This window comes from Photorhabdus stackebrandtii (assembly GCF_011189495.1).
Lineage (GTDB): Bacteria > Pseudomonadota > Gammaproteobacteria > Enterobacterales > Enterobacteriaceae > Photorhabdus > Photorhabdus khanii.
Map to the genome: position 1 here is coordinate 1 of NZ_PUJV01000154.1, position 797 is coordinate 797.

The following is a 797-nucleotide window of genomic DNA, read 5'->3' on the forward strand; positions in this document are numbered from 1 at the left end:
CCCACCCAAGGGCGCTGCGCGGTCACCTCAACAACAGCGTGCGGCTGGCCGCCGGGTTGAGCTTCTCAGCCCCAGAGGCGCACCGGGTTCGCTCGCTCACCCGCTGCTGTCAGTATCAGTGCTAAAACCCACCGCCGCAGTCGCCGCCATCCCTGGCGGCTCCGGTGATAACATCAGTCCTAAAACCCGCCGGCAAGCCCGTCAAGGTCAACGGCCACAGACCGGTAAGCCAGTCGGCCTGCGGCCTCCGCAGTTTATTACCCCCGCCCCAACCCTGCTGCACTGGCTGCGCGCGGCTCGCACTGCGCTGCGCTCCGTTGCTCGTCCCCGTGCTCGCCATCGCCGCCCCGTGCAGCCCCCAGGGGGGCTTCCCTGTTAAAAAGCTTCACCTGCGGGCCTCGCCAGCCCGCACCCGCCAACCCGCGTCAGCGGCGCAGGCAAGCTGCCCCGCCGTCACGGGTTCCCGATAAAACCCGGTTCTGACAGGAAAAGCGGGCTGAAACCCGGCGCTGACGTCGGGGAAAAAGTGAGCTACAATCGGCAAAGTGCCCGTCAGGGCGAGTTGGAATGCTCTTTAACAGGGAGGGAAAAGGTGGCTAGAAAAAAGGCTGCTAAATCAAGGGGAAAAGTGTCCTAAACCGTATGATGGCGTCGGGATAGTGCCGAAGACCCGATTGGGCTGAATGGGGGCCTGAATCCCTATTCGTACGTCCATAATCCCACCGGATGGGTTGATCCTCTGGGGCTGGCAACATGCCCAGTAATCAAACAACGTGTTCTGGACAATATCGCAGCAA

The 797-nt window shown here is 62.4% G+C and carries 1 pseudogene; it reads left to right on the forward strand.

Annotation, left to right across the window (positions count from 1 at the left end):
• Positions 1–667: 667 nt before the first annotated feature.
• Positions 668–797 (forward strand): annotated as a pseudogene (locus tag C5470_RS22100) (RHS repeat-associated core domain-containing protein); the annotation flags it as partial.